Source organism: Antribacter gilvus, from assembly GCF_003946865.1.
GTDB lineage: Bacteria > Actinomycetota > Actinomycetes > Actinomycetales > Cellulomonadaceae > Antribacter > Antribacter gilvus.
Map to the genome: position 1 here is coordinate 131,437 of NZ_QXTH01000002.1, position 22,037 is coordinate 153,473.

Below are 22,037 nucleotides of genomic sequence, written 5' to 3' on the forward strand. Positions count from 1 at the left end.
GGTCAACCCGTTCGCGTCTGACGACGGGTTGACCGACGAGCGACGACAGGTTGACCGACGAGCACCGACCAGCTCAGAGCAGCTCGTCGAGCCCCCGGGCCCTGACGGCGTCCACCACGGACTTCACCTGCTGCGCGCGGGCGCGCGTGGTCACGAGGAGGGCGTCGGGGGTGTCCACGACGACCACGTCGTCGAGGCCGAGCACCGCCACGAGCCGACCGGCCGCCGGGACCACGACGGAGCCCGCACTGTCGACCCGGATCACGTCCGACGGGTCGCCGAGCACCTTCGACCCGCCGTCGTCGGCCGACGGCAGCAGGGCCGCGAGGGAGTTGAAGTCGCCCACGTCGTCCCAGCCGAACGTGCCCGGGACCACGGCGACGCCGCCGGTGGCGGCGACCGGCTCGGCCACCGCGTGGTCGATCGCGATGCGCTCGAGCCCGGGCCACACGTCGGCCACGACCCTCGCCCGGTCCTCCGTGTCCCAGGCGGCGGCGATCTCGCGCAGACCGTCGTGGAGCTCCGGCCGCTGCTCCGCGAGGTGCCCGAGCAGCACCGACGTGCGGACGATGAACATCCCGGCGTTCCAGCGGTACTCGCCGGACCGCAGGTACTCGCGAGCGGTCTCGGCGTCCGGCTTCTCGGTGAAGCCGCGAGCGTGCATCGCCGTCGGCGCGCCCTCGACCCCCAGGGAGGCGCCGCTGCGGACATAGCCGAAGGCCGTCGAGGGGCGCGACGCCGCGATGCCGACAGTCACGAAGTAGCCGGCCCGCGCGGCCGCGACGGCCTCCCGCACAGCCTGCTCGAACGCGGCCTGGCCGGAGAGCACCTGGTCCGCCGCGAACGCACCGATCACCACGTCGCCGTGGCGCTGCTGGAGGACAGCCGCCGCCAGGCCGATCGCCGCCATGGAGTCGCGCGGCGACGGCTCGGCCAGGATCGCGTCCTCCCGCAGCTCGGGGACCTGGGTCCGCGCGGCTGCCACGTGGTGGTCGCCCGTCACCAGCACCACGCCCGCCGACCCGGTGAGGGGGGTCAGCCGGTCCACTGTCGCCTGGAGCAGCGTCCGTCCCGAGCCGGTCAGGTCGTGCAGGAACTTCGGCGACCGGCTCCGCGACACCGGCCAGAGGCGGGTGCCCGCACCACCGGCCGGGATCACGGCGTAGAAGTCGTCGATGGGCGCGTCGGAAGACCCGCGGGCGTCGGTGGTCATGTCGGCATCATAGTGACGCCCGTTTTTGCTCCGACATCTCCCCTGTGGATTAGGTCACAAAAGCGACGCGGTATCGCCTGAGAACGGCCTTCAGCGGCGATTGACAGGACCGGATGTCATTACAGTGGGATCGCCCGCTCGGACGAAGCCATTGGAGGCTTTCACAGTGCCTACCGCACCAGCAGGCACGCTCTACCGCGGCCGCGAAGGCATGTGGTCGTGGGTCGCGCACCGCGTGACAGGCGTGCTGATCTTCTTCTTCTTGCTCGTGCACGTGCTCGACACCGCGCTGGTGCGCGTGTCGCCCGAGGCGTACAACGCCGTCATCGGCACGTACCAGACCCCGATCATGGGGCTGGGAGAGGCCGGCCTCGTGGCCGCCATCGTGTTTCACGCCTTCAACGGCCTCCGCATCATCCTCGTGGACTTCTGGGCCAAGGGCCCGAAGTACCAGCGGGTCATGCTCTGGGTCGTCCTGGGCCTCTTCGCCGTGACGATGGCGGGCTTCCTGCCGCGTCACCTCATGAACGTGTTCGGAGGTGGCCACTGATGGCCTACGGGACCTCTGCGGTGGCCAAGGTCGACGCGCCCCGCTCCCCCTACGTCCGTCGCAGGACGACGCGCGGCAACTACGAGCTGTACTCCTGGGTCTTCATGCGGGCGTCCGGCGTGGTGCTGATCGTGCTGATCTTCGGGCACCTCTTCGTCAACCTGATGGTGGGCGAGGGTGTCCACGCGATCGACTTCGGCTTCGTCGCCGGCAAGTGGGCCAATCCGCTGTGGCAGGTCTGGGACCTGCTGATGCTGTGGCTCGCGATGATCCACGGCACCAACGGCGTCCGCACCATCATCAACGACTACGCGCAGAAGGACCTCACGCGCGGCGTCCTCAAGAGCCTGCTCTACCTGGCGTTCGTCATCGTCGTGGTGCTCGGCACGCTCGTCATCTTCACGTTCGACCCGTGCCCGGTGAATGCCCCGGAACACCTCATCGCCTCGTTCTGCCCTGCGCGCTGAGCAAACCTCCCCAGCCCCACTCTTCACTAGCAGGAGGCATCGAGCCCGATGCAGACCCATCAGTACGACGTCGTGATCGTCGGCGCCGGCGGCGCCGGGATGCGCGCCGCCCTCGAGGCGTCCAAGGACGCCCGCACCGCTGTGATCTCCAAGCTCTATCCCACCCGGTCCCACACCGGTGCCGCCCAGGGCGGCATGGCTGCGGCCCTCGCGAACGTCGAGGAGGACAACTGGGAGTGGCACACCTTCGACACCGTCAAGGGTGGCGACTACCTCGTCGACCAGGACGCGGCCGAGATCCTCGCGAAGGAGGCCATCGAGTCCGTCCTCGACCTGGAGAAGATGGGCCTGCCCTTCAACCGCACGCCCGAGGGCAAGATCGACCAGCGCCGGTTCGGCGGACACACGCGTGACCACGGCCAGTCGGCCGTGCGCCGCGCCTGCTACGCCGCGGACCGCACGGGCCACATGATCCTGCAGACGCTCTACCAGAACTGCGTGAAGCAGGAGGTGGAGTTCTACAACGAGTTCTACGTGCTCGACCTCATCACGGACCACGACCTCGCGGCAGAGGACGTGCCGGAGGGCGTGGAGGTCAACGCCACCGGCGTGGTCGCCTACGACCTCGCGACGGGCGAGATCCACGTGTTCCAGGCGAAGGCGATCATCTTCGCCACGGGCGGCGCCGGCAAGATCTTCAAGACCACCTCGAACGCCCACACCCTCACCGGTGACGGCATGGCCCTGGCCTACCGCCGCGGCCTGCCCCTCGAGGACATGGAGTTCTTCCAGTTCCACCCGACGGGCCTGGCCGGCCTCGGCATCCTCCTCTCGGAGGCGGCGCGCGGCGAGGGCGGCATCCTCCGCAACTCGGACGGTGAGCGCTTCATGGAGCGCTACGCCCCCACCATCAAGGACCTGGCGCCGCGAGACATCGTCGCCCGTTCCATGGCCAACGAGGTGCGAGAGGGCCGCGGCGCGGGACCGAACAAGGACTACGTGCTGCTCGACCTGACGCACCTCGAGCCGGCACACATCGACGCCAAGCTCCCGGACATCACCGAGTTCGCGCGGACCTACCTGGGCATCGAGCCGTACACGGAGCCTGTGCCCGTGTACCCCACCGCCCACTACGCCATGGGCGGCGTCCCCACCAACGTCCAGGGCGAGGTCCTGCGCAACGGCAAGGACGTCGTCAAGGGCCTCTACGCGGCCGGTGAGGTCGCGTGCGTGTCGGTGCACGGCTCCAACCGCCTCGGCACCAACTCGCTGCTCGACATCAACGTCTTCGGCAAGCGCGCCGGCCGCTCGGCCGCCGCGTACGCGAAGATCGCCGAGTTCCGGGACCTGCCGGTGGACCCCACGGTGGCCGTGGTGTCGCAGCTCGACGAGATGCGCAACCGCCCCGAGGGGGACCGGGTGTCCGACGTGCGCAGGGCGCTCCAGGAGACCATGGACGCCAACGCGCAGGTGTTCCGCACCGGCGAGTCGCTCAACCAGGCGCTGGCCGACATCCGCGAGCTCCGCAAGCGCTACGAGAACGTGTCGGTCCAGGACAAGGGCCGCCTCTTCAACACGGACCTCCTCGAGGCGATCGAGCTGGGCTTCCTGCTCGACATCGCCGAGGTGACGGTCGTCGCGGCGATCAACCGCAAGGAGTCCCGCGGCGGCCACTACCGCGAGGACTTCCCGGACCGCGACGACAAGAACTACATGCTGCACACCATGGCCTACCGTCGCCCCACGGCGGCGGCGGACCAGGCCGAAGGGCACGTCAAGGGCTACTTCGACCACGTCGAGGAGTTCGACGGCTACAAGGTCGTCCTGGGCTCCAAGCCAGTGACCCAGACCCGGTACGAGCCGATGGAGCGTAAGTACTGATGACTGCCACCCTCGAGGCGCCGGAGACCAAGGCCGGAGCCATCCCCTCCTTCGAGGTCACGCTGCGCGTGCGCCGCTACAACCCCGAGTCGGAGCACGGTGAGGAGTCCTTCTGGGACGAGTACACCGTCACCGCGCACGGGACGGACCGCGTCCTGGACGCGCTCCACAAGATCAAGTGGGAGCACGACGGCTCGCTCACGTTCCGCCGCTCGTGCGCGCACGGCGTGTGCGGCTCGGACGCGATGCGGATCAACGGCCGCAACCGCCTGGCGTGCAAGACGCTCCTGAAGGACGTCAACCCCGACAAGCCGATCACCGTCGAGCCCATCAAGGGCCTGCCGGTCGTCAAGGACCTCGTGGTCGACATGGAGCCGTTCTTCGCCTCCTACCGCGAGATCATGCCGTTCCTCATCACCAACGGGAACGAGCCGACGAAGGAGCGCATCCAGTCCCCCGAGGACCGCGCGCGCTTCGACGACACCACCAAGTGCATCCTGTGCGCGGCGTGCACGTCGTCCTGCCCGGTGTTCTGGACCGACGGCCAGTACTTCGGCCCCGCCGCGATCGTGAACGCCCACCGGTTCATCTTCGACAGCCGTGACGAGGGCGCCCAGCAGCGCCTGGAGATCCTCAACGACAAGGAGGGCGTGTGGCGCTGCCGCACGACCTTCAACTGCACCGAGGCGTGCCCCCGCGGCATCGAGGTCACGAAGGCGATCCAGGAGGTCAAGCGCGCGATGATCACCCGCGCGTTCTGACGTCCTTCCCACGCCGAGATAGTGCCTTCGTCGGACGAGCCGACTACGTCGCGGGCTTCAGCCCGCCGAGGTAGTCGGCTCGTCCGACGAAGGCACTATCTCGGCTGAGTGCTCTGCCATCCAGGCGCACGCCAGCAGCAGCACGCGCCCCAGGAAGTTGACCAGCACGAGGACCGTCGCCACCACGACGAACGACCCGAGCAGCGCGTTCCGCGACGCCACACCGACGATCGCCGCCGTCCCGAGGTAGCGCAGCCCGCCCGCCACCACGGCGACGGACAGCGAGCCCAGCAGCAGTTCTCGCGAGGGGGGCCGGACCCCGCCCACGAGGCGGAGCACCCCCAGCACGACGAGCGCGTCGAGCACGAGCCCGACGAGCAGCCCGAGCACGCGCACCGTCACCGTGGAGACGGAGTCCGGGACCCCCACGAGGTCGAGCAGCAGCGGGGTGAGGCTGGAGACGGCCACGCTGAGGCCGGCGGACGTCAGCACCGCCACCCCGAGCAGCAGGAAGCCGGCGAGCTGGACGAGCCGGGTGACCACGGGGTTGGGCGTCTCGTCGCCGAGGTCGAACATCGCCCGGATCGCGGTCCGCAGGGCACCCATGAACCCGGTCGCGGAGAACAGCAGCACCAGCACTGCGACGACGGACGTGACGCTCAGCGCCGTCGTCACCATCAGGTCCTCGGGCTCCAGGGCTCCGCCGCCGCCCCTGTCGACGAGGCCGGGGACCCACAGGTCCACCTCGTCGAGCACTGCGTCGCGCAGGGTCGGGTTACCGCCCAGGACGCGCATGAGGATCGTGTACCCGATGGCCAGTGCCGCGAAGAGCGAGAACAGGGCGGCGTAGGCCATGCCGCCGCACAGGAGCGAGCCGTTGCGCTCGTCGTACCGCTCCAGCGTCCGGCCCGGCCGCGAGGCCTGCCAGCGCTCCCACAGGACCTTGCCACGGTCGACGAGTCGGTTCACGCTCCCGACCTTAGGTCAGCCTCGGCGCCTGCTCCACGCGCCCAGGGCACGCTCGACGAGGCCGACGCCGGACTGCGCGGGGCGCGTGCCGGCGTCGTCGGGCAGACCACGCAGGTCGAACCGGCGCTGCGGGCGCCACACGCCGTCGTCGCCGTGCTCGTACTGCCAGAACGCCGTCACGTCGAAGTCCGCCTCGTAGCCGGCCATGGCGTCGAAGGCGTCGTCGAGCTGCTCGTCGGGGACCTCGTGCGCGATCGTCACGTGCGGGTGGTAGTTGAACCGCAGCTCCTGGGCCAGGACGCCCGAGCGCACGGCCGTCTCCAGCCGCTCGCACTCCCCGATGCCCTGGGCCACCGCCACGAACACCACCGGCGACACGGGACGGAACGTCGCCGTGCCCCGCAGGCGCATCCGGAAAGGAGTGGCCTCGGCCGCCACCGCCTCGAGGTGCGACCACGCCGCCGGGAGGTCCTCCTCGTCGAGGACCGTGGGTGGCAGGAGCGTGATGTGCGGCGGGACCGTCGAGGCGAGCGGGTCGCCGCAGGCGAACCGCGCCGCGGAGAGCTGGGACGAGTACGGCTCGGGGATCTCGACGGCGATCCCGATCCGGACCTGGCCCGCCGCGCGGTCCGGGATGTTCACCGTCGGCCCCTGGCGACGCCCGCCGGCAGCAGGCCGAAGCGCTCGTAGACCCGGTCGATCACGGGCCGCGCGATCTCCCGCGCCCGCTCCGCACCGTCGGCAAGGACGGCGTCGAGCTGGGCCGGGTCGGCGAGGTACGTGTCGGCACGCTTCTGGAACGGCTCGAGGAAGGCGACGACGGCGTCGGCGAGGTCCACCTTGAGGTAGCCGTACCCCCGGCCGTCGTACTCGGCAGCGAGGGAGTCCACGCCGCGGCCCGTGACCGCCGAGAAGATCGTCAGGAGGTTCGAGATGCCGGGCTTGGCCGCCGGGTCGTACCGCACGCCGTAGGACTCGTCCGCGTCGGTCACCGCGGCCTTGATGGCCTTGACGGCCTTCTTCGGGTCCTCCAGCAGCCAGACGACGCCCTTGCCGCCCGCGTTGGACTTGCTCATCTTGGCGGTGGGCTCCTGCAGGTCGTAGATCTTGGCCACAGCCTTCACGATGTGGGGCTCCGGCACCACCGCGGTGCCCTCGCCGAACCGGACGTTGAGGCGCTCGGCCAGGTTGCGCGTCAGCTCGAGGTGCTGGCGCTGGTCCTCGCCCACGGGCACGAGCGCAGCGTCGTACAGCAGGATGTCGGCCGCCATGAGGACGGGGTAGGTGAACAGCCCCACCGTGGTGCCCTCGGCGCCCTGCTTGGCCGACTTGTCCTTGAACTGCGTCATGCGGCCGGCCTCACCGAAGCCGGTCTGGCACGACAGCAGCCAGGCCAGCTGCGCGTGCTCCGCCACGTGGGACTGCACGAACAGGATCGACCGCTCCGGGTCGATCCCGCCGGCCAGGTACTGGGCCGCCGTACGCCGCGTGCGCTCGCGCAGCTGCGCCGGGTCCGGGTTCACGGTCAGCGCGTGCAGGTCGACCACGCAGTACAGCGCGTCGTAGGACTCCTGCAGAGCCACCCACTGCGACAGCGCGCCGATGTAGTTGCCGAGGTGCAACGAGCCGTCGGTGGGCTGCATGCCCGAGAAGATGCGCTGCTTCACAGGGCGCTCTGCGACCGCCGTCGGTGCAGGAGCGGTCGAGGGTTCAGACGACATGCCCCTCATTCTGGCAGGTCGGCCGTGCAGCACCGAATCCGCAGGATGACGGCGGCTTCGGGCGTCAGGTCGCCTCGTCGTCGAACGGCACGCGGGCGGCGCCGCCACCCGTCGCCGTGCCGCCGGCGTCCGACGGCGCCGCGGCCGTGGTCCCTGCCGTGGCTCCTGCGGCGGCGGCCGTACGCGACACCGTGCCGGAGCTCCACGCGGGTGCGGAGGCGGACCCCAGAGGGGTGTCCTCGAGCAGGGCGTCACGGACGATGCGCCGCGGGTCGTACTGCCGCGGGTCGAGCTTGGACCAGTCCACGTCCTGGAACTCCGGGCCGAGCTCGGAGTCCACCCGTGACTTCGCGTCCTGCATCAGGACCTTGGCACGGCGTACCCCGCGGGCGAGCTGCTCCGCATAGGCCGGGAGCCGCTCGGGACCCACGACGAGGACCGCGACCACAAGGATCACGACGAATTCCCAGCCGTTGATGCCGAACACGGTTAGAGACTACAGGCCCTGCCGGAGGCCTCCGGTGCACGCGAGGTGTCCTGGAGGTGTCGTCCGGGCGACAGCTCCGCGACACGCACCCGCCGGTGGCTCAGCCGCTCGTCCGCTCGTCGAGCACCACGCGCACGTCACGCTCGTCGTCGTCCGACCGGACCCGGAGCGTCACCGGGTCGCCCGGCGCCTTCGCGCGGATCGCGACGATGAGCTCGTCGGTCACCGAGACCGGCCGGCCGTCGATCGACAGGATGACGTCGCCCGCCCGGATGCCCGCCTGGTCGGCAGGGCCGCCCGGCGAGACCGGCGGCTGGCCCTGGACGGCCTCCGTGCTGACCCGCACGCCCTCCCCCTGGTACGTGGGGTCGAGGAGCACGCCGATCACGGGGAAGGTGGCCTTGCCCGTCTCGATGAGCTGCTCGGCGGTGTGCCGGGCCTGGTTGGACGGGATGGCGAAGCCGAGGCCGATGTTGCCCGTGGCGGCGGACGTGCCCGGAGGCTGCGCGATCGCCGAGTTGATGCCGATCACCTCGCCCGCCGCGTTCACGAGCGGGCCGCCGGAGTTGCCGGGGTTGATCGCGGCGTCGGTCTGGATCGCGTCGATGAATGCCGCCTCGGCATCCTCGCCCGCCTTGACCGGCCGGTGCAGCGCGCTGACGATGCCTGTCGTCACGGTGGCGTCGAGGCCCAGCGGGGAGCCCACGGCCAGCACCGAGTCGCCCACGACGACCTCGTCGGAGTTGCCCAGGATCAGCGGGACGAGCCCCGCCTCGTCGACCTTGATGACCGCCAGGTCGTAGTCGGCGGTGGCACCCACCATCGTGGCGGGCAGCTCGTGCCCGTCGGAGAAGCCGACGATGATCTGCGCGCCGCTCCCCGCCTCGGCGACCACGTGGTTGTTCGTGAGGATGTAGCCGTCCTCCTTGAGCACCATGCCGGAGCCGGTCGCCACGCCCTGCGCCGCCTGCACCTGGATCGAGACGACGCTCGGCAGCACCTGCTCGGCGATGGCGGCCACGGTGCCGGCCGGCCGGTCCACGACGGTGCCGCCACCCACGGGCACCGGGAGGTTCGCCTCGGCGGGGCGCGAGCCGTCGCGCCAGTCGAGGAACGAGTACGCGCCGGTGCCACCGAGGGCGCCGGCCAGCAGCCCGAGCACCACCACGGCGACCCCGCCGCGGGCGCCCAGGCCCGGGCGAGCGCCCCCGCGGTCGCCCGGCACGACGTCGGCGCGGGCCGGGGCGGCGGGCTCGGCGGCAAGGTCCGGCCCGTGAGCCGGTTCCTGAGCCGGTGCCGTGACCGTCCAGACGCTGCCGTCACGCGACCCGCCAGGGACCTCGCCCCCGGCCGGGACGGCGGCCGGGACCGCGGGCGCCTCCAGCCCCGGGGCTCCCGTCGCCGGGACCTCCGCGTCGAGGGGGTTCCCGGCGTGCGGAACCTGCGGGCGCGGCGGCGTGGGGGGCGCGAACGGGGTGTGCTCGGTCATGGACTCGCGATGGCTCCTGTCACGGTGGTCCACCCGCGGGCGATGCGAGGCAGGACCCCGGCATCGTAGCCGTGCCCGGGAAACGCTGCCACGAGGTCCTCGAGGACGTGGTCCGGGACGTGCGCCACCACGTCGACGACGAGGTCCTCCGACTGCCACGCCACGTGCGCCGGCTCGGTCGTCAGCAGGACGGCGTCCCGGCCTGCGACGTCGTACGCCTCGGCGCCCTCGGCGAGGCGCCCCACCTGCTCGCGCACGACCGCCTCCCCCTGCGGCCCGGCGAGGTCGATCTCCAGCACCTGGCCCTCCGCGCCGACGAGCCGCAGCGCGGTGACCTCGAAACCGTGCGGCAGCGACTCGGGGGCCACCCAGCCGTTCTGCTCGATCCAGCCGAGCGCGCCGGAGGTCGGGTCGGTCGCCGCCGGGGTGCCGAGGCCCGCCAGCACGTCCTCGCCGGCGGCGTTCTCGTGGGGGCCTACCCGGCCGAGGAGCGTCATCGACGCCTGCACCGACAGGTCGGGGTCCACCACGGGAGCGTCGCCGAGGGCGAAGAGCGCCATCCCGAGCACGCCGAGGCCTCCCGCGCCGAGTGCCGTCACACGCGCGGTGCGGCGCCGCCGGGCCGAGCGCGTGAGATTGCCCGAGAAGTCGCCCTCCCCGGGGTAGGCGGGCGTCCAGACCGCCGCGTACCGCTCCGGGCTGCGCAGGGGGTCGGCGTCGGCCGGGGGGATGCTGGCCTGCAGGGCCATGAGCCGGGCCATGAGCGCCGGGTCGGGAACGACGTCACCCGCGGAGAGGAGGGCCCGCCGGGCGGACCGTTCCGCGTCCAGCTCGCGGGCGCAGGTGCGGCAGACCGCCACGTGGGCGAGCGCCCGTTCGGTCTCGGCGGGGCTGAGCTGGCCGTCCGCGAGCGCGCTCAGCCAGGCCCCGAGGTGGCCGTTCACGACCGCCGTCCCGCGTCGTCTGCAGACGCGCCCGGCGCACGGTGCTCCAGGGACGCACGCAGCTGCGCCCGCGCGCGGTGGATGCGCGAGCGCACGGTGCCGAGCTTGACGCCGAGCGTGACGGCGATCTCCTCGTAGCTCAGACCCTCGATGTCGCACAGCACCACCGCCGCCCGGTACTCCGGCCGCAGCGCGTCGAGCGCCTTCTGGACGTCGTGGTCGAGGTTGGCGTGCTCGAAGCCGCGCTCCGGCCGGCCGAGGTCGCCGGTGTCGGCGACCGCCCCGTCGTCGTCCCCCATGGCCTCCATGCGGATGCGGCGCTTGCGCCGCGTGGAGTCCAGGAAGAGGTTCGTCGTGATGCGGTGCAGCCACCCCTCGAACGTGCCCGGGGTGTAGCTGGAGAGGGAGCGGAACACCCGGATGAACGTCTCCTGCGTGAGGTCCTCCGCGTCCTGCTTGTTGCCGGTCAGGCGGAAGGCGAGCCGGTACACGCGCGCCGAGTGCTCCCGGACGATCGCCTCCCACGACGGAGGCTCCCAGGGGACGGGCGCGACGACCGGGCCTGCCTGGGCCAGGGGACGCTCGGGGATGCTCACGGGGTTCATCGTCTCCCACAACGCGTCAGTCGCTCCAGGGGTTCCCGCCCGGCGGTAGCCTGGCGACACACATCGACGCCACCCGGAGGCTCCCCATCACCACGGACCTCGAGACCGCCCACGGCAAGGCCGCGGGCTGGGTCTACAGCGAGTCCTTCGTCCCGGAGGACGACGTGCTGCTCCGTGCCCGCGACCGGGCCGCCGAGCTGGGCTGCGCCTCGGTGCTTCCCGGAGCGGGCGCCCTGCTGCGGGTGATGGCGGCCGCGCTGGGGGCGAAGGCCGTGGTCGAGGTCGGCACGGGGGCCGGCGTCGCGGCCCTCTGGCTGCTGCGCGGCATGCCCGAGGACGGCCAGCTCACCACCATCGACCTGGAGGTGGAGCACCAGCGCGCGGCGCGCGCGGCGTTCGCGGAGGCCGGGATCCGGCCGGGACGTACCCGCATCATCCCGGGGCGGGCGAGCGAGGTGCTGCCGCGGCTGACCGACGGCGCGTACGACCTGGTGCTGGTGGCCTCGGACCCGCACGGCTACCCGGAGCACGTGGAGGAGGCGCTGCGCCTGCTGCGTCCCGGCGGTGTGCTCGCCGTGGACGGCGCCCTCCACCACGACCGGGTGCCGGACCCCGCCCGGCGGGACGAGCTCACCACCATCGTGCGGGAGGTGGGCCGCTCGCTGCGCAGCGACGAGCGGGTGCTGCCTGCCCTGGTCCCGAGCGGGGACGGGCTGCTCCTGGCCGTCCGCCGCTGACGCTCCGCGAGGCGGAGCGACGGGGACGGCCAGGGCGCGGTGAACGGATCGTCCGTCAGGAGACGACGGCCTGGAGAGCCTCGCCGAGCTCGCTGGCCTCGGTCGCGTTGAGCTCGACGACCAGGCGACCTCCGCCCTCGAGCGGGACCCGCATGACGATGCCGCGCCCCTCCTTGGTGACCTCCAGCGGCCCGTCACCCGTTCGCGGCTTCATCGCAGCCATCTGTGGCTCTCCCATTCCGTTGTCCGGTAACTCACGCCGTGCGGTGCCCCCGAATGAGTGACCGGGCGCACCGCCCCATTCTAGTTCACACCACGCACAGTCCCGGGCGGAGCCGCCGGGGCGTCACGCCAGCCCCCGGAGCGCCGCGAGGGGCGGTGCGTCGTCGCGGACCGCGGCCACCAGGTCGAGCACGCGCCGGGAGGCGCGCACGTCGTGCGCACGGAAGACCCGGGCCCCCAGCCAGGCCGCCACCGCCGTGGCCGCGAGGGTGCCCTCGAGCCGCTCCTCGGGCGGCAGGCCGAGCGTCTCCCCCACGAAGTCCTTGCGGCTCAGCGCCATGAGGAGCGGGAAGCCGAGGCCCGCCAGCGCGTCGGTGCGGCGCAGCAGGTGCAGCGAGTGCCAGGTGTTCTTGCCGAAGTCGTGCGTGGGGTCCACGAGCACCGACTCCCGCGGGACGCCGCACGCGACGGCCCGCTCGGCAGCCGTGCGCAGCGTCGTCAGCACGTCCAGCACGACGCCGTCCCGCGGGTCCGCGTCACCGTCGCCGCCCGGGGTAAGAGCCGGCCCGGGCGGGTACTCCACCCGGTACGGGTCGGTGCGAGGTACGGCGCCGCCGGTGTGGGAGCAGACCACGCCCACCCCGGCCGCACCGGCGACCCCCACGAGCGCCGGGTCGTGCCCCGCCCACGTGTCGTTGACCAGGTCGGCCCCGGCCTCGATCGCGGCCCGCGCCACGCCCGACCGCCACGTGTCCACCGAGACGAGCAGGTCCGGCACCTCGGCCCGGACCAGCTCGACCACCGGGATCACCCGCCGCAGCTCCTCGGCCTCGTCGACCTCGGGCCCGGTGCCGGCCCGGACCCCGCCCACGTCGACGATCTCGGCCCCCTCCGCGAAGGCGACCTCCGCCGCCCGGGCCGCGCGACCGGCGTCGGGCACCCGGGCCGGGGCGTAGAAGGAGTCCGTGGTCCGGTTGAGGACGGCCATCACGACGGGGCGCAGCGCGCCGTCGGCGCCGCGGCCCACCTCCCGGCCGCGCAGGACGAACCGTGCCCCGGCCGGCGGCACGCCGCGCGGGGCCGGGAAGGTCACGCGCCGGCCGCCGCGGCCTCGCCCTGGTCCTCGACGAGCTCCTCCAGGGACTCGCGCTCCTTGGCCGCGAGCGCCTCGCCCCGCCGCAGGACGTAGTCCACGGCCTCCGTGGGGTCGTCGGTCAGGTGCAGCAGGTCCAGGTCGGCCGGGCTGATCATGCCGCGGTCGGCGACCGCCGTACGGATCCAGTGCAGGAGACCGCCCCAGTACTCCGTGCCGATCAGGACGAGAGGGAACTCCGTCACCTTGTGCGTCTGCACCAGGGTGATCGCCTCGAAGAGCTCGTCGAACGTGCCGAAACCACCCGGCAGCACCACGAAGCCCTGGGCGTACTTGACGAACATGGTCTTGCGGGCGAAGAAGTAGCGGAAGTTGATGCCGAGGTTCACGAACTCGTTCATGCCCTGCTCGAAGGGCAGCTCGATCCCGAGGCCCACGGATGTGCCGTGCGCCTCCGAGGCGCCCTTGTTCGCGGCCTCCATGATGCCCGGGCCGCCGCCGGTGATGACCGCGAAGCCGGCCTCGACGAAGAGGCGGCCCACCTCCTGGGCGAGGGCGTAGTCGGGGTGGTCGGGCTTGGTGCGGGCGCTGCCGAACACGGACACGGCCGGGCCCACCTCGGCCAGCGCGCCGAAGCCCTCCACGAACTCGCTCTGGATGCGCATCACGCGCCAGGGGTCGGAGTGCACCCACTCGGCGCCCTCGCCGGGGGCGAGGAGCCGCTGGTCGGTGGTGGTCGCGGGAATCTTGGAGCCGCGCAGGAGCACGGGACCCTTGCGGTAGCCCCGGCCCGTCTGCGGGAAGCCGTCGTCGCTCATGCGCCCAACCTATCGCCGCTCGCGGGCCGCTCGCCGTCCGTGCGGTGACGGCCGGGTGAACCTCAGGTCCGGCTCAGCCGAGGAGCCAGGTGCGCAACGCCCGGTGGCACAACGCCAGCTGCGCCACCGGCACGCGCTCGTCGTCCTTGTGCGCCAGGGTGGGGTCCCCCGGGCCGAAGTTCACGGCGGGGACGCCCAGCTCCGAGAAGCGCGCCACGTCGGTCCAGCCGTACTTGGGCGCCGGTGCGCCACCCGTCGTGGCCAGCACCGACGCGGCGAACTCGACGGCGAGCGGGTCGTCGAGCCCGGGGCGCGCGCCGCCCGCGGCGTCGGTCACCACCACGTCGAAGCCGTGGAAGACCTCGCGCACGTGCGCCTCGGCGTCGGCCACGGTGCTCGACGGCGCGAACCGGTAGTTCACCGTCACGGTGCAGGCGTCCGGGATCACGTTCGTGGCGATGCCGCCGGTGATGCCCACGGCGTTGAGGCTCTCGCGGTAGACGAGCCCGTCCACCTCGACGTCGCGCGTCTCGTAGTCCGCGAGCCGGGTCAGCACCTCGGCCGCGGCGTGGATGGCGTTGGAACCCATCCAGGCGCGCGCGGAGTGCGCGGTCACGCCGTGGGTGCGCACCTCGACGCGCAGCGTGCCGTTGCAGCCGCCCTCGATGCCCGCGTTGCTCGGCTCACCGAGGATCGCGAAGTCGCCCGCGAGCAGGTCGGGGTGGTTCCGCACGAGACGACCGAGGCCGTTCAGCGCCGAGTCCACCTCCTCGTGGTCGTAGAAGACCCAGGTGAGGTCCTGCGCCGGCTCGCGGCCGGGCGAGCCCAGCTCGACGGCGAGCGCGAGCGCCACTGCCACGCCCCCCAGCATGTCGACGGTCCCACGTCCCCACATCACGGCGTCCTCGCCCTGGCCGACGAGGCGCGTCGGCAGGTTGTCGGCGACGGGCACCGTGTCGATGTGGCCGGCGACCACGACCCGCCGGGCCCGCCCGAACGACGTGCGCGCCACGAGCGCGTCGCCGTCGCGCACCACGTCGAGGTGCGGCTGGGCGCGGAGCACGGCCTCGATCGCGTCGGCGAGCGCGGTCTCGTCGCCGCTCACCGAGGGGATGTCGCAGATGGCGGCGGTCAGCGCCACCAGCTGGTCGGCCGTGGCCCCGGCCGGGTCGAGGAGGGCGGGGTCGAGGAAGGTCGCAGCGGTGTCCACGGTCCGATGCTAGGCGCTGCCCGTACGCCGTCCTCGATAGGGTGGGTGCATGACGACGAGCGCCTGGGGCTTCGGCCTCGCCACGATCGCCGGCGACGGCACCACCCTCGACACCTGGTACCCGAGCCCCGCGCTCGGCTCGGCCCCGGACGGGGCGACGCCCCCGGCGTCCCTCGTGGCGCTGGCCGAGCGTGACGAGGTCCGCGGGGTCGAGGTGACGCTGGTCCGCACGGAGATCGACCTGGACGCGCCGCCGCAGGAAGCCTCCGACGCCTACCTGCGCCTCCACCTCCTGTCGCACCGCCTGGTGCGGCCGCACGGCCTCAACCTGGACGGCATCTTCGGCGTCCTCGCCAACGTGGTCTGGACCAGCGCCGGCCCGTGCGCGGTCGACGGCTTCGAGGAGACCCGGATGCGCCTGCGCGCCACCGGCTTCCCGGTCACCGTCTACGGGGTGGACAAGTTCCCCCGCATGGTCGACTACGTGGTGCCCGCGGGCGTCCGGGTGGCCGACGCCGACCGCGTCCGCCTGGGCGCCCACCTCGCCGCCGGCACCACCGTGATGCACGAGGGCTTCGTCAACTTCAACGCCGGCACCCTCGGCACCTCGATGGTGGAGGGCCGGATCTCGTCGGGCGTCACGGTGGGCGACGGGTCCGACGTCGGCGGCGGCGCCTCGATCATGGGCACCCTCTCCGGCGGCGGCAAGGAGGTGGTCAGCCTGGGCGCGCGGTGCCTGCTGGGCGCCAACGCGGGCCTGGGCATCCCCCTCGGCGACGACTGCGTCGTCGAGGCGGGCCTCTACGTCACGGCGGGCACCAAGGTGGTCGTGCTGGGCGCGGCGGCCTCGGAGGACGGCCCGGTGGTCGTCAAGGCCCGCGAGCTCGCCGGCCGGGACGGCCTGCTGTTCCGGCGGAACTCCACGACCGGCGCCGTCGAGGTGCTGGCGCGGGGCGGGGTGGGCATCGAGCTGAACGCGGCCCTGCACGCGAACTGAGGTCACCGGCTCTCGACGGATGTCCAGGTGGGTGCCCTAGACTCTCGTGTCCTCGAAGCACCGACCCCGAGAGACACCGACCCCGGAGAGCGACGGAACCCGCATGGTCCTCCTGGCCGAGAACGACACGGCCTCGCCGTTCCCGTCGCGCCCCGGTACACCGGGGCAGCGACGCGGCCGGCGGGTGCGCCGTGCCGTGGGCTGGACCGTCGGGGTCGCGCTCCTGGGCGCCACGGGCACGGGGCTGGTCCTGGCTGCCCTCAACCACTTCGACAGCGTGAACCCGGCGACCGAGCGGTGCGGGTCCGTCCTCGACGGCACGGAGTGGTACCTCTCGCCCGCCCAGGCGGACAACGCCGCGTTGATCACCGGCATCAGCCTCCGGCGCGCGCTCCCGGCCCGGGCCGCGACGATCGGCCTGGCCACCTCCCTGCAGGAGTCCAAGCTCATCAACATCACGTACGGCGACCGGGACTCGGTCGGCCTGTTCCAGCAGCGGCCGTCGCAGGGCTGGGGCAGCGTGGAGCAGATCATGGACCCCGTGTACTCGACGAACGCCTTCTACGACGGCCTCGTGAAGGTGGCGGGGTACGAGGACATGGAGATCACGGTCGCGGCGCAGACCGTGCAGCGGTCCGGCTACCCGGACGCGTACGCGCAGCACGAGACGCGGTCACGCGCCTGGGCCTCGGCCCTGACCGGCAACTCCGCGGCGGCACTGAGCTGTGAGCTGGCGGACGTGCCTGGGGACTCCATGCTGTCGGCCGCACAGGCCGGCGACCTGCTGGCCGGCCGGCTCGGCCGTGACCTCGGCCTCGCCCCGGCGCCCGGCGGCTCCGCGACGGACGGCACCGTGGGCCGGGTCGTCGTCGACGCGTCGCCCCTGGCACCCGACGACCCCGCCCGGGGCGCCTGGGCCACCGGCCAGTGGGCTGTGGCGACGGCGGCCGCGACGCACGTGATCGAGGTCCGGGTGTCCGACCGGGTGTGGACCCGCGAGGAGGCGGCGTGGACGCCGGCCGACTCCGCGCTGCCCACGGGCCAGGTCACGATCACCCAGGCCGTCGCGGCGCCCTAGCCGGGTCCGCCGGGCGCCGCGACGTACGGAGGTCAGCGCGCCGCGACGGGCACGTAGTCGCGCTCCGTGGCGCCGGTGTAGACCTGGCGCGGGCGGCCGATCTTGGTCTGCGGGTCCTTCATCATCTCGCGCCACTGGGCGATCCAGCCGGGCATGCGGCCGAGCGCGAAGAGCGGCGTGAACATGGCCGGGTCGAAGCCCATGGCCTTGTAGATCAGGCCCGTGTAGAAGTCGACGTTCGGGTAGAGCTTGCGCTCCACGAAGTAGTCGTCGGAGAGGGCGATCTCCTCGAGGCCGCGCGCGATCTCCAGCAGCTCGTCCTTGGCGCCGAGCTTGCCGAGCACCTCGTCCGCGCTCTTCTTCACGATCGCGGCGCGCGGGTCGTACGACTTGTACACCCGGTGGCCGAAGCCCATGAGGCGTACGCCGTCCTGCTTGGCCTTGACCTTCTCCATGAACGTCTCGACGGTCTCGCCGCCGGACCGGATCTTCTCGAGCATGTCGAGCACCGCCTCGTTGGCGCCGCCGTGCGACGGGCCCGACAGCGCGTTCACGCCCGCCGCGACCGACGCGTAGAGGTTCGCGTTGGAGGAGCCCACGACGCGCACCGTGGAGGTGGAGCAGTTCTGCTCATGGTCCGCGTGCAGGATGAGGAGCTTCTCGAGCGCGTCCACCACCACCGGGTCGGCCTCGTACGCCTCGTACGGGGTCGCGAACGTCATGCGGAGGAAGTCCTCGACATAGCCGCGCGAGTAGTCGGGGTACAGCAGCGGCTCGCCCACCCGGCGGCGGTGGAGGTACGACGTGATGGTGCGCGTCTTGGCGAGCAGCAGCACCGTCGCCAGGTCGACCTGCTCGTCGTCGTGCGGGTCGAGCGACTCCGGGTAGAACGTGGACAGCGCGTTCACCGCGGACGCGAGCACGGCCATGGGGTGCCCGGAGCGCGGGAACGTCCCCATGAAGGTGCGGAAGTCCTCGTGGACCAGCGTGTGCCGGTTGACGCGCTCGACGAACGACTCGAGCGTCGGGGCGTCCGGCAGTCCGCCGTAGATCAGCAGGTACGCCACCTCGAGGAACGACGAGCTCTCCGCGAGCTGGTCGATCGGGTACCCGCGGTAGCGCAGGATGCCCTGGTCGCCGTCGATGTACGTGATCGAGGACTCGCACGAGGCGGTGTTCATGAACCCGGGGTCGACGGTGACCAGGCCGGTGTCCTTGAGCAGGGACGAGACCACGATCCCGTCATTCCCCTCGCTCGACGGGACGACGGGGAGATTTCGGGCGGTTCCGTCGACGACGAGCTCGACGGTGGGCCGGGTGCTGTCTGCCTGCGTGGTGGACGTCATGGCTTCCTTCCAGGGGCGCGCGGGGGACGGGGCGCTACCCAGGGGGGAGGTCGCGGGCAGCGTCGACCAGGAATCGACAGTACCCCGAGAAAGCATTGTCATTCCAACTTGCAGGTCAAGGACGTGTGATGCGCGACACAGCATCCCTGATGGCAGCGTCGCCCGCCGTCAGGGCCACCCGGGTGTGGCCCGCACCGGCAGGCCCGTACAGAGACCCCGGCGCGGTGAGGATCCCGTGCCGGGCGAGCGCGGCGGCAGCCTGCCGGCCGGCCCCCGGATGGTCCGCCCCGCCCGGAGCGTCCGACGGCGGTGTGGCGATCGTCACCCAGAGGTACAGGCCTGCCTCGGACCGGTCGACGACGAACCCCGCGTGCTCCAGCGCGGGGGCGAGCGCCCGCCGCCGGGCGCCGTAGGCCTCCCGCTGGACGGCGACGTGCGCGTCGTCGTCCAGCGCCGCGACCATCGCGGCCTGCACGGGCGCGGGGACGATGAGCCCCAGGTGCTTGCGGGTGGCGAGCAGGTCGGCCACCAGGGCGGTGTCCCCCGCGAGGAACGCCGCGCGATAGCCGGCCAGGTTCGACTGCTTGGAGAGCGAGTAGGCGGCCAGCAGGCCGTCGTGCGACCCGCCGCACACGCGCGGGTCGAGGATGCTCGGCACGCCCTCCTCGGACCAGGGCGACTCCCAGGCGAGCTCGGCGTAGCACTCGTCGCTGACCACGACCGCGCCGATCGCCCGCGCGGCCTCGACCACGCGCCGCAGGGCGTCGACACCCAGCACACGGCCCGTGGGGTTGCTCGGGCTGTTGACCCAGACCAGCCGCACGTCGTCGCGCCCGGCCCACGTCTCGACGTCGTCCGTGGCGAGCGCCGTGGCCCCCGCCGCGCGGATGCCGGCGAGATAGGTCGGGTACGCGATCTCGGGATGGACCACCACGTCGCCCGGGCCCAGGCGCAGCAGCGACGGGAGCAGGCCCACCAGCTCCTTCGAGCCGATGGTGGGCAGCACGCCGTCGGGCGACAGGCCCGGCACTCCCCGGCGGCGAGCGAACCACGCGGCCACCGAGGCCCGCAGCGCGGGCGTGCCCGCCGTCAGCGGGTAGCCCGGGGCGTCCGACGCCGCGGCGAGGGCCTCGCGGACGACCGCGGGTGTGGGGTCCACCGGAGTACCCATCGACAGGTCGACCAGGCCGCCGGGGTGCGCGCGGGCGGTCGCCGTGAGGTCGTCCAGCGTGTCCCAGGGATACGGCAGGTCGCGAAGGTCAGCGAGGCCCATCGCTGGGTCAGGCCTGGGGCGGCAGCACGGCGATCAGCGGGTGGTCCTTCTCGATGAGGCCCATCTTCGCTGCGCCGCCCGGCGAGCCCAGGTCGTCGAAGAACTGGACGTTCGCGTCGTAGTAGCCCTTCCACTCGTCGGGGACGTCGTCCTCGTAGTAGATGGCCTCGACGGGGCAGACCGGCTCGCACGCACCGCAGTCCACGCACTCGTCCGGGTGGATGTACAGGGAGCGCTGGCCCTCGTAGATGCAGTCCACGGGACACTCCTCGATGCACGCCTTGTCCTTGACATCGACGCACGGCTGAGCGATCACGTAGGTCACTTCGAGGGTGTCCCTTCCACCTGGGGCGCAGAGTCCCTGCGCACGTGACTCTAGTATCGCAAAGCCCGTGCGCAGGAGCGTGCACCGTCTCACCTCATGACAGGAGCAGAGTGTGACCTCCACGACACCCGCCGCCGAGCCCGGCTGGCGGAGCCTCCCGGTCGGCGCGCGCGCCGTGGTCCGGCGCCGCCTCGCGGCGGGCGCCGGTCACGTGTGGACGGACCTGATCGGGTACGTCCTCGAGGTGTCCGACGCCGGTCTCCTCCTCCGCACGGACCCGCGCCCCGGGCGTGGGTCGCCCGAGGAGGTACGGGTCCGTGCGGAGGAGATCGAGACGGCGAAGCCTGTCCCGGAGCGCCCGGTCAGGCGCTCCGGTCCACCCAGATGACGCCCGTGGGGCACATGCTCACGGCTTCCTGGAGGGCGTGCTCCTGGTCCTCGCCGGGACGGTCGTCGAGGAGCACCACGATGCCCTCGTCGTCCTGGTCGAAGATGTCGGGTGCGAGCATCACGCACTGACCCGCGCCACAGCAGGCATGCCTATCAACGTTTACCTTCATGTCACCACCTCACAGGGAGCTCGACGAGACCGCCAACCAGCATGTCCTCACGCGTCCGGAGCATAGCGGGGTCGACCGCGAGCTCGAGCGCCGGGAGCCTGTCGAGCAGCACCTCGAGGACCACCTGCAGCTCGGTCCGCGCCAGCGCCTGACCCATGCACGAGTGCGGGCCGGCACCGAAGGCGAGGTGCGGGTTCGGCGAGCGGGTCAGGTCCATGCTGTCGGCGGCGGCGAACGCCTCCTCGTCCCGGTTGGCGGAGGCCATGCTGACCACCACCGTCGTCCCGGCCGGGATCGTCGTGCTGTCGGGGAGCTCGAGGTCCTCGGAGATGAAGCGCGGCAGGCCGAAGCCGGCGTTCGCGTCGAAGCGCAGGACCTCCTCGACGGCGTTCCGCACGAGGGACCGGTCGGCGACGAGCGCCTCCCACCGGGAGCGGTCCGACAGGAGCATCGCGAGCATCTTGCCGATCATGTTCGCCGTGGTCTCGTGCCCGGCCACGAGCAGGCCGCGGGCCGTGGCGATCACCATCGGCTCCGTGACCCGCGGGTCGGCGGCGTCGACCAGCGCGATCAGGGCGGAGACCAGGTCGTCCCCGGGCGTCTCACGCTTCGAGGCGACGAGCCCGCCCAGGTACCCGGCGAAGTCGGCCTGCGCGGTGTCGATCTCCGCCTGGGTGAAGCGCGACAGGCTCATCATCGTGTCGGACCAGTGGCCGAAGCTGCTCCGGTCGGACTCCGGGACCCCGAGCAGCTCGCAGATCACCCAGATGGGCAGCGGGAAGTTGAACGCGGAGACCAGGTCCACGGGACCGTCGGCTGCCGTGAGCCCGTCGAGCAGCTCCTCCGCCTTGGCCAGCATCCCGGGCGCGAGGGCCTGCACCCGCTTCGCCGTGAACGTGGCTCCGACGAGGCGGCGCCACTGCTGGTGCGACTCGCGGCTGTCGAGGACGCCCATCTGGTCGGCGCTCGAGGCGAACACGCCGCCCGACTCGTTGGCCGTGACACGCGCGGCACCTGCGGCGGCGTCGAGCTGGCGGGTGAACCGCGGGTCGGAGAGGACGGCGCGCACGTCGTCGTACCGCGTGAGCAGGGTCGCGGAGTCGCCGGAGGCGAGCCGGACGTGGGCGACAGGACACTGTGCGCGTAGCTCTGCCCATTGTTCTGGGGGCTCGAGCGCGCTGCGCATCGGGAACGGGTAAGGGGGCAGCGTTTCAGTGGACACCGTGACCTCCAAGTGGGGAAAACCACGGCAATCCAAGCGGTAGCGGAGCATCACCGTCAATCCGGGGCA

At 72.3% G+C, this 22,037-nt stretch carries 25 protein-coding genes; 8 read left to right on the forward strand and 17 right to left on the reverse strand.

What is annotated here, in order from left to right:
• Positions 1-73: 73 nt before the first annotated feature.
• Positions 74-1,213, reverse strand: coding sequence for a mannose-1-phosphate guanylyltransferase (locus D1350_RS04145; RefSeq protein WP_125774200.1), 1,140 nt, complete (start codon positions 1,211-1,213; stop codon positions 74-76).
• A gap of 166 nt (positions 1,214-1,379) precedes the next feature.
• Here D1350_RS04145 and sdhC point away from each other — a divergent pair, with 166 nt between their 5' ends.
• The 4 genes from sdhC to D1350_RS04165 are packed head-to-tail and all read left to right on the forward strand — an operon-like array spanning position 1,380 to position 4,872.
• Positions 1,380-1,763, forward strand: coding sequence for a succinate dehydrogenase, cytochrome b556 subunit (gene sdhC / locus D1350_RS04150; protein ID WP_125774202.1), 384 nt, complete (start codon positions 1,380-1,382; stop codon positions 1,761-1,763).
• On the forward strand, positions 1,763-2,230 hold the full coding sequence (locus tag D1350_RS04155; protein WP_125774204.1) for a succinate dehydrogenase hydrophobic membrane anchor subunit: 468 nt from the start codon (positions 1,763-1,765) through the stop codon (positions 2,228-2,230). Before sdhC ends, D1350_RS04155 begins: the two co-directional genes overlap by 1 nt.
• 48 nt (positions 2,231-2,278) lie before the next feature.
• Entirely contained in the window at positions 2,279-4,111 is a 1,833-nt protein-coding gene (gene sdhA, locus D1350_RS04160) for a succinate dehydrogenase flavoprotein subunit (protein ID WP_125774206.1), read from the forward strand.
• Entirely contained in the window at positions 4,111-4,872 is a 762-nt protein-coding gene (locus D1350_RS04165; protein ID WP_125774208.1) for a succinate dehydrogenase iron-sulfur subunit, read from the forward strand. The genes sdhA and D1350_RS04165 overlap by 1 nt, the downstream gene beginning before the upstream one ends.
• Positions 4,873-4,929: 57 nt before the next feature.
• Here the strand turns inward: D1350_RS04165 and D1350_RS04170 are convergent, their stop codons facing one another.
• The 7 genes from D1350_RS04170 to sigE all read right to left on the reverse strand — a co-directional run bounded on the left by D1350_RS04170 (position 4,930) and on the right by sigE (position 11,087).
• Positions 4,930-5,841 carry a YihY/virulence factor BrkB family protein gene (locus D1350_RS04170; protein WP_240643872.1) on the reverse strand — a complete coding sequence of 304 codons (912 nt, stop codon included), beginning with the start codon at positions 5,839-5,841 and terminating at the stop codon, positions 4,930-4,932.
• A gap of 15 nt (positions 5,842-5,856) precedes the next feature.
• Complete coding sequence (locus tag D1350_RS04175) at positions 5,857-6,483, reverse strand: 2'-5' RNA ligase family protein (RefSeq protein ID WP_125774210.1); 627 nt, start codon at positions 6,481-6,483, stop codon at positions 5,857-5,859.
• Entirely contained in the window at positions 6,480-7,562 is a 1,083-nt protein-coding gene (gene trpS / locus D1350_RS04180; RefSeq protein ID WP_125774212.1) for a tryptophan--tRNA ligase, read from the reverse strand. The genes D1350_RS04175 and trpS overlap by 4 nt, the downstream gene beginning before the upstream one ends.
• 64 nt (positions 7,563-7,626) lie before the next feature.
• Positions 7,627-8,049, reverse strand: coding sequence for a twin-arginine translocase TatA/TatE family subunit (locus D1350_RS04185; RefSeq protein ID WP_125774214.1), 423 nt, complete (start codon positions 8,047-8,049; stop codon positions 7,627-7,629).
• Positions 8,050-8,149: 100 nt separating this feature from the next.
• On the reverse strand, positions 8,150-9,538 hold the full coding sequence (locus tag D1350_RS04190; protein WP_125774216.1) for a S1C family serine protease: 1,389 nt from the start codon (positions 9,536-9,538) through the stop codon (positions 8,150-8,152).
• A complete protein-coding gene (locus D1350_RS04195; protein WP_125774218.1) occupies positions 9,535-10,482 on the reverse strand; it encodes an anti-sigma factor family protein in 948 nt (315 codons plus the stop codon). The genes D1350_RS04190 and D1350_RS04195 overlap by 4 nt, the downstream gene beginning before the upstream one ends.
• The gene (gene sigE / locus D1350_RS04200; RefSeq protein WP_420807797.1) at positions 10,479-11,087 is read right to left on the reverse strand and encodes an RNA polymerase sigma factor SigE; all 609 of its coding nucleotides are present in this window, start codon (positions 11,085-11,087) and stop codon (positions 10,479-10,481) included. Before sigE ends, D1350_RS04195 begins: the two co-directional genes overlap by 4 nt.
• 164 nt (positions 11,088-11,251) lie before the next feature.
• Between sigE and D1350_RS04205 the strand changes: the two genes are divergently transcribed.
• On the forward strand, positions 11,252-11,824 hold the full coding sequence (locus D1350_RS04205) for an O-methyltransferase (RefSeq protein WP_125774220.1): 573 nt from the start codon (positions 11,252-11,254) through the stop codon (positions 11,822-11,824).
• 55 nt (positions 11,825-11,879) lie between these two features.
• Here the strand turns inward: D1350_RS04205 and D1350_RS04210 are convergent, their stop codons facing one another.
• From D1350_RS04210 to dapE, 4 genes are all read right to left on the reverse strand, one after another.
• The gene (locus D1350_RS04210; RefSeq protein ID WP_125774222.1) at positions 11,880-12,047 is read right to left on the reverse strand and encodes a DUF3117 domain-containing protein; all 168 of its coding nucleotides are present in this window, start codon (positions 12,045-12,047) and stop codon (positions 11,880-11,882) included.
• Between the two features lie 123 nt (positions 12,048-12,170).
• Positions 12,171-13,139, reverse strand: coding sequence for a dihydropteroate synthase (folP, locus tag D1350_RS04215; RefSeq protein WP_125774223.1), 969 nt, complete (start codon positions 13,137-13,139; stop codon positions 12,171-12,173).
• On the reverse strand, positions 13,136-13,957 hold the full coding sequence (locus D1350_RS04220; protein WP_125774225.1) for an LOG family protein: 822 nt from the start codon (positions 13,955-13,957) through the stop codon (positions 13,136-13,138). Before D1350_RS04220 ends, folP begins: the two co-directional genes overlap by 4 nt.
• Before the next feature lie 73 nt (positions 13,958-14,030).
• Positions 14,031-15,101 carry a succinyl-diaminopimelate desuccinylase gene (gene dapE, locus D1350_RS04225; protein WP_240643906.1) on the reverse strand — a complete coding sequence of 357 codons (1,071 nt, stop codon included), beginning with the start codon at positions 15,099-15,101 and terminating at the stop codon, positions 14,031-14,033.
• A 115-nt stretch (positions 15,102-15,216) separates the two neighbouring features.
• Between dapE and dapD the strand changes: the two genes are divergently transcribed.
• Both dapD and D1350_RS04235 read left to right on the forward strand, forming a co-directional pair.
• Complete coding sequence (dapD, locus tag D1350_RS04230) at positions 15,217-16,164, forward strand: 2,3,4,5-tetrahydropyridine-2,6-dicarboxylate N-succinyltransferase (RefSeq protein WP_125774229.1); 948 nt, start codon at positions 15,217-15,219, stop codon at positions 16,162-16,164.
• 103 nt (positions 16,165-16,267) lie between these two features.
• Positions 16,268-17,242 (forward strand): hypothetical protein, encoded by a 975-nt coding sequence (locus D1350_RS04235; protein WP_240643873.1) that lies wholly within the window; start codon positions 16,268-16,270, stop codon positions 17,240-17,242.
• Positions 17,243-17,274: 32 nt separating this feature from the next.
• On the opposite strand, the gene D1350_RS04240 is transcribed toward D1350_RS04235, so the two are convergent.
• From D1350_RS04240 to fdxA, 3 genes are all read right to left on the reverse strand, one after another.
• A complete protein-coding gene (locus tag D1350_RS04240; protein ID WP_125774231.1) occupies positions 17,275-18,588 on the reverse strand; it encodes a citrate synthase in 1,314 nt (437 codons plus the stop codon).
• 115 nt (positions 18,589-18,703) lie between these two features.
• Positions 18,704-19,861 (reverse strand): succinyldiaminopimelate transaminase, encoded by a 1,158-nt coding sequence (gene dapC / locus D1350_RS04245; RefSeq protein WP_125774233.1) that lies wholly within the window; start codon positions 19,859-19,861, stop codon positions 18,704-18,706.
• A 7-nt stretch (positions 19,862-19,868) separates the two neighbouring features.
• Positions 19,869-20,186: a ferredoxin gene (gene fdxA, locus D1350_RS04250; RefSeq protein ID WP_125774235.1), complete on the reverse strand. Its 318-nt coding sequence runs from the start codon at positions 20,184-20,186 to the stop codon at positions 19,869-19,871.
• A 112-nt stretch (positions 20,187-20,298) separates the two neighbouring features.
• Between fdxA and D1350_RS04255 the strand changes: the two genes are divergently transcribed.
• Complete coding sequence (locus tag D1350_RS04255) at positions 20,299-20,574, forward strand: DUF6725 family protein (RefSeq protein WP_125774237.1); 276 nt, start codon at positions 20,299-20,301, stop codon at positions 20,572-20,574.
• Here the strand turns inward: D1350_RS04255 and D1350_RS04260 are convergent.
• On the reverse strand, positions 20,549-20,695 hold the full coding sequence (locus D1350_RS04260; RefSeq protein WP_240643907.1) for a ferredoxin: 147 nt from the start codon (positions 20,693-20,695) through the stop codon (positions 20,549-20,551). The two genes, D1350_RS04255 and D1350_RS04260, sit on opposite strands and share 26 nt — an antisense overlap.
• A gap of 52 nt (positions 20,696-20,747) precedes the next feature.
• Complete coding sequence (locus tag D1350_RS04265; RefSeq protein WP_240643874.1) at positions 20,748-21,968, reverse strand: cytochrome P450; 1,221 nt, start codon at positions 21,966-21,968, stop codon at positions 20,748-20,750.
• Positions 21,969-22,037 lie beyond the last annotated feature (69 nt).